The sequence below is a fragment of the Reyranella sp. genome (genome assembly GCF_030651995.1).
In the GTDB taxonomy this organism is placed as follows: Bacteria; Pseudomonadota; Alphaproteobacteria; order Reyranellales; family Reyranellaceae; genus Reyranella.
The window spans coordinates 1-5,425 of sequence record NZ_JAUSBN010000053.1 but is presented as its reverse complement, the minus strand read 5'-3'; the positions used below and the strand labels follow the sequence as shown (position 1 = coordinate 5,425).

Sequence of the window (5,425 nt, the reverse complement as noted above, 5' to 3'; positions counted from 1 at the left end):
GGCCCTATTTGTACGCACTTTGTCATCCCGAGCGCAGCGAGGGACCTTTGTCGGCGGCTCTAAAGGTCCCTCGCTGCGCTCGGGATGACAATTTTCCCCTATCCGAAATCGCGCGTCATTTTCCCCGGACAGCCCTGCATTTGAATGGGGAAGCAATTGATCCCTGCAGTTCAATCCATGTCGGAAAGACTCTTGAGTCCTTCCGCCCAGAGGCGAGCCGGCAGCCCCTTCCGCAGCGCCGGCTCGTCCTCGGTCAGAATTCCTGGTTCAGGTGGTCGCGCTGCGTGGCGCCCGCATAGTCCATTCGGAAGCGGCCGCGCCTCTGCAGTTCGGGGACCACCAGCTCGGCAAACTCCTCGATGGCGCCCGGCGAATAGATCGGCGAGATCATGAATCCATCACCGCCGACGAAGTCGAAATAGGCCTCGAGCTGGTCGGCGACGTCGGAGGGTGTGCCGACCATTTGCGGCAAGCCGACGGCTTGTCCGTGGTTCTGGGCCACCTGCCGCAGGGTCAGCAACTCGCCGGACATCGAGCGATAGCGCGTCTGCATCCTCTGCAGCTTGGGCTCGGTGCGATGCGCCATGATCGTGTCGAGGGGCAGGGTCGACAGGTCGAAATCGAGATGGCCGGACAGGATGGCGAGCCCGCCTTCGAGCGGCACCAGAGCATTGTGCTCGGCCTGCCTTTCAGCCGCCTCGGCGCGCGACGAGCCGATGATCGGCTGCACACCGAACAGCATCTTGCAGGCCTCCGGCCGACGGCCCGCTTCGACCACGCCACGCTTGATGTCGTCGTAGAGCGCCTTGGCGCCGGCGAGGTAGGGCTGGATGGCGAAAACCGCATCGGCATAGCGCGCCGCGAACTCTCGACCCTTACCCGAGGTGCCGGCTTGCAGTATGGCGGGCCCGCGGTGCGGCGAAGGCACCACATTCAAGGGGCCGCGCGACTTGAAGAAGCGGCCTTCATGATCGATGCGATGCACCTTTGCCGCATCGGCGAAGACACCGGCGTCGCGGTCCATCACCACGGCATCCTCGTCCCAACTCGCCCACAGCTTCCGGCAAACCTCCATGAATTCGTGCGCGCGATCGTAGCGCTCGTCGGTCGGCTTCAGCTCCTCACCGAAGTTGGCCGACTGGTTGTGGTTGAGGGTGGTTACGACGTTCCACGCCGCCCGCCCGCGAGTCAGGTCATCGAGCGTCGCCCACAGCCGGGCTGCGTGGAAGGGGTGCTGGTGGCTGACCGAATAGGTGGCGCCGAGTCCGATGCGGGTGGTGACGGCCGCCATGAAGGACAGCAGAGGAATCGGATCGTGCTCGGGCACCTGAGTGGCGTTGCGCAGTGCCGGCGCCAGAGAGCCGCTGAACGTGTCGGAGATGTAATTGAGGTCGGCGAAGAAGACCATGTCGAACTTGGCTCTCTCGCAGACGCGAGCGATGTGCTGGTAGAGCTCGGGTTGCGTCCAGTCGTAACCCGCTTCCGCGGTACGTGGATGCCGCCACATGGCGAGGCTGTGATAGGTCGGTCCGTGCACCAGAAACTGTGCCAGGTGCATCATGGGTTTGGGCATGCGGCGGGCCTAGGACTCGACGGGGACGATCGCGGCGACAAGCCGCCGCGCTTCCGGTCGTCTCCCGGCGCTGACGTGGCCGGCAATCGTTGATCCATGGAGCCGGAAGCGGCGACGCATGTCTGTCTCCTGACTGGACCTTGGGGGCCGGTTGAGAACCTTCGGAAAGCCCGAAACCATAGAACTCAGACAGAGCCGTGCCCGAACACGTACGGCTCCAGCGACGCCTGCGCTTCAGTGCGCAGCTGATGCCATTTCTTGGGACCACCGTAATAGGCGAGGCTGCCGGGCTCGGCGTTGCCGTCGCCGTTGTAGTAGCTGAGACAGTCACGCAGCGGCGCCGTCATGAGGTCGGCCTCTCGGCAATGCGTCGCGTACGCATCCTCGGACTCCTTCTTCACGTCGACGATGCGCTCGCCGCGCTGCTTCATCGCCTGCAGCATCCACACGACATAGTCCGTGTGGCCTTCCAGCCCGCGCGTGAAGTTGAACTGACCGCCCCCACCCTGCGGGCCCGACATGATCAACAGGTTGGGAAATCCGTGGCTGTGCAGGCCGAGGAAGGTACGCACGCCTTCATCGCGCCACTTGTCGCGCAGAGTGCGGCCATCGCGGCCTACGATCATGTTGAAGGTGCCCGTCGCCATCCATTCGAAACCGGTGGCATAGATGAGCGCGTCGAGTTCGTACTCGATGCCCTCGTGCACGACACCCCTGGGCGTGATCCGGCTCACGCCCAGGGGCGCGGTATCGACCAGATGGACGTGTGGAAGGTTGAAGGTCGGCAGATACTCGTCGTGGAAGGTCGGCCGTTTGCAGCCATAGGGATAGTAGGGCTTCAGCGCCGCAGCGGTCCTGGGATCCTTCACCACCTCGTCCACGCGCGCGCGAATCTGCTCCATGATCCGGAAATTCGTGTTGAGCTGCGCCTGGATCATCTCCTCGGGCGACAACGGGCGTTCGTAGACCTTGCGTTCCTTCAGCTGGGTGACACGACCGGCAAGGAAGTCGTCGTTGCCCTGCAGGGCCGTGCGGCCGGAGGAGATGGTGGCAAGACGCTCGCGCCGCGCCTTGGCCCAGCCCGGCTCCTTCGACCAGGCATCGATCTCTTCCTGCGTCGTGGCACGCTGGTCGCGCACGTCGATGGTCGAGGGCGTGCGCTGGAAGATGTAGAGTTCCTTGACGACCTTTGCGATCTCGGGAACCACCTGCACGGCCGTGGCGCCGGTGCCGATGATGCCAACGCGTTTGCCTTCGAGATCGTAGGTGTAGTCCCATCGAGAGGTATGAAACGCCTTGCCTGCGAAGGTCTCCATGCCTTCGATGCGTGCCAGCTTGGGCGTGGTCAGAATGCCGTTGGCGAGTACGACGTAGCGTGCGCGCATGCGGTCGCCCCGGTCGGTCTCGATCGTCCACTGCGCGCCATCCTCATTCCAGGTGGTGCGCTCGACGGTGGTGTGGAACAGGCAACGGTCGTAGAATCCGTACCGTTCGGCCATCGCCTGGCAATACTCGAGGATCTCGAACCCCGAGGCGAACTTCATGCTCGGGTAGCAGCCCATCTCCTCCAGCAGCGGCAGGTAGGAGTAGGCTTCGACGTCACACGCGATCCCCGGATAGCGGTTCCAGTACCAGGTACCACCGACATCGCCGCCCTTCTCGCAGAAACGGACGTCGTGGAAACCTGCGGCTTGAAGCTTGTACCAGAGCACCAATGCCCCGAAGCCGGCGCCGATCACCAGGACCTCACACTCGTCGGTGAGCCTGTCGCGTGGAACAGCCGGTGCGGAGTAAGCGTCCTCGAGGTACTTCGCGAATTCACCTTCCATCGCCATGTAGTTGGCGGCACCGCGGCGCGCCTCCTTGTTGGCGCGGTACCTGGCCTGCTCCGTGGCGTTGAACTTCGCGCCCGGCGGTGCATCTGGCAGCGTCTTCAATGCCGTGTCGGCGACGGGCGAATAACCCTTGCCGGTGATCTTCTCCGTCGCCTTGGCGGCACGGGTATCGAACAGTTTCTGTCCGGTGGCGGGATCGATGCGTATCGAAGCGGTCATGGCAACTGGTCTGTCCCCCATCGGCGACGCAAATCGAAAGCTGGGATGCGGCGGTAGCAGCCAGCCGAGCGGCTGGCCATGGCGGAGCCTAGGGCAGGCCACCAGTCGGCGGCAAGACGGCGCCCGGCCCGGGCCGCACATCGTCGGAAAGCCTGCGGGAGACGGTCACCATCGACGGCCCTTCGGCATGTCGGGAAGGTGGCCCCGCTGCACCGGGCAAAATCGTCGGGAAAAGGACTTCCAACGTCGTGCGCAGAAGGTCTCTCTTCTGCACAGGGATGGCGTGCCGGAGTGGTTAAAGGAGAGAACTGGCATACTGCCCTCCGAAGGCAGAGGTCGTGAGTTCGAATCTCGCCGGGTCCGCCAGCGCAGTCCATAAAAACGCTTATTTTGCTGCATTTTCAGCAGGCTCTCCGTTCTCGGCCCCAATACAGGCCCCAATCCGCGACACGGATTGGATCGGAGGAATTCAGACGATTTTGGAGCGTTACGGAGGAGCGTAACAGACAGTGCTGTGCTGTCTATTCCCTATCGCCTGACTGCTGCCCCGTGATGCGCAGCAAGCCCTTCTTCAGGATCGCGCGCTCCTCGGGCGTAAGGGCCATCACATTAATGGTCGGAGGCCTCGCCTCGACTGCGACAGGGCCGCCACCAGCACCGACGAGTTCATTCACGCGCCGCTCCGAGTACTTCCGAGGCGCCAGCCGAGATGCGCGCCACTGCAGCGCCGCCAGTTTCACACGATCCGCGGCCGCCGTCTCAGCCGTGCAGTTCGCGGCGATCTGGCCGATCTGGTAGGCGGCGAGGTCGCCGAGCGCCTCTCGAGCGTGTTCCAGCCGTGAGGCGAATTCGGGATGCTCGGCGGCCCACCTGTAGACAGTCCTTCTGTCCGGCAATCCGGGCTGCTGGCAGACGGCAAAAAGATCGGCGCCATCGATCATGGCCTCGACAATACGGTCGGCCAGCGCCTCGCTGTACTTGCTAGGCCTGCCAACGGGGCGACGAGTTGGCTTGGTCATCGTGATGCGATTATCGGCCTCTGGTGCAAGCATTTCTAGATGACAGCATGTCCTTCGACGCCAGCCCCACATAACCGGCGCGCAGTCAATCTCCCAATCCACCTGCACTATTTTTTATGACGCAGAAGCGCTCAGGCGATGGCTATCGAGCAGGTCGTCGCCGCGCCGCGATCGCCGTGGCAGAATGCCTATGTCGAACGCATCATCGGCACGTCATCGTCTCCGATGAGCATCACCTGCGCCGTGTGCTGTCGGCATACTTTGAGTATCACCACCGAAGCCGCACGCATCTCTCGTTGACCAAGGACTGTCCGGAGCCTCGGCCCATACATCCGTCCTCTGCAAGTACCGTTGTCGCCTTGCCACAGGTCGGTGGCCTGCACCATCGCTACGAGCGTCGCACGGCCTAAACTGTTTGCGGCGAACGAACATATATCGCCGTCGCGGTGCCGGGCGTCGTCGCGGTTCGCTATTGTGTCTCTCGGAGGCAGGCGCGCTCAGAACACATGCGGGGAGTCCGCGTCGCAGCAGAGCGGCGCGCTCTCCGATTACCGAACATCGGCAATTATGGTCTTCATCGAAACTGATTCCATGGTCGGATGGAATTTTGCGCAAGAACAGGATCCCGGTCGGCTACCCGACGGTGAGAGTCCGCGACATCGACCTGATGGGGGCCAACTAGTGGGCCGGATCTGTGTTGAGGTCTTGAGGAAGAGAAAATGCCCGCTCATCGTCATCCTGAAGGAAACGATATGAGACAGAAATCAAATACGACGACC

Annotated in this window: 4 protein-coding genes and 1 tRNA gene; 2 read left to right on the top strand and 3 right to left on the bottom strand. The window is 62.9% G+C overall.

Annotated elements, in window-relative coordinates; translation table 11 throughout:
* Positions 1-253: 253 nt before the first annotated feature.
* Complete coding sequence (locus Q7V45_RS16015) at positions 254-1,573, bottom strand: LLM class flavin-dependent oxidoreductase (protein ID WP_304853852.1); 1,320 nt, start codon at positions 1,571-1,573, stop codon at positions 254-256.
* Between the two features lie 185 nt (positions 1,574-1,758).
* Positions 1,759-3,627 carry an NAD(P)/FAD-dependent oxidoreductase gene (locus Q7V45_RS16010; protein ID WP_304853850.1) on the bottom strand — a complete coding sequence of 623 codons (1,869 nt, stop codon included), beginning with the start codon at positions 3,625-3,627 and terminating at the stop codon, positions 1,759-1,761.
* Positions 3,628-3,915: 288 nt separating this feature from the next.
* Between Q7V45_RS16010 and Q7V45_RS16005 the strand changes: the two genes are divergently transcribed.
* Positions 3,916-3,993, top strand: a tRNA-Arg gene (locus Q7V45_RS16005).
* A 155-nt stretch (positions 3,994-4,148) separates the two neighbouring features.
* On the opposite strand, the gene Q7V45_RS16000 is transcribed toward Q7V45_RS16005, so the two are convergent.
* Positions 4,149-4,646 (bottom strand): hypothetical protein, encoded by a 498-nt coding sequence (locus Q7V45_RS16000; RefSeq protein WP_304853848.1) that lies wholly within the window; start codon positions 4,644-4,646, stop codon positions 4,149-4,151.
* 138 nt (positions 4,647-4,784) lie between these two features.
* Here Q7V45_RS16000 and Q7V45_RS15995 point away from each other — a divergent pair, with 138 nt between their 5' ends.
* Entirely contained in the window at positions 4,785-4,946 is a 162-nt protein-coding gene (locus Q7V45_RS15995) for a hypothetical protein (RefSeq protein ID WP_304853846.1), read from the top strand.
* Positions 4,947-5,425 lie beyond the last annotated feature (479 nt).

What these genes read in the sequence shown, in the direction of transcription:
- Q7V45_RS16015 (WP_304853852.1), bottom strand. Translation starts at nt 1,573, where the DNA reads ATGCCCAAACCCATGATGCACCTGGCACAGTTTCTGGTGCACGGACCG.
- Q7V45_RS16000 (WP_304853848.1), bottom strand. Translation starts at nt 4,646, where the DNA reads ATGACCAAGCCAACTCGTCGCCCCGTTGGCAGGCCTAGCAAGTACAGC.
- Q7V45_RS15995 (WP_304853846.1), top strand. Translation starts at nt 4,785, where the DNA reads ATGGCTATCGAGCAGGTCGTCGCCGCGCCGCGATCGCCGTGGCAGAAT.
- Q7V45_RS16010 (WP_304853850.1), bottom strand. Translation starts at nt 3,627, where the DNA reads ATGACCGCTTCGATACGCATCGATCCCGCCACCGGACAGAAACTGTTC.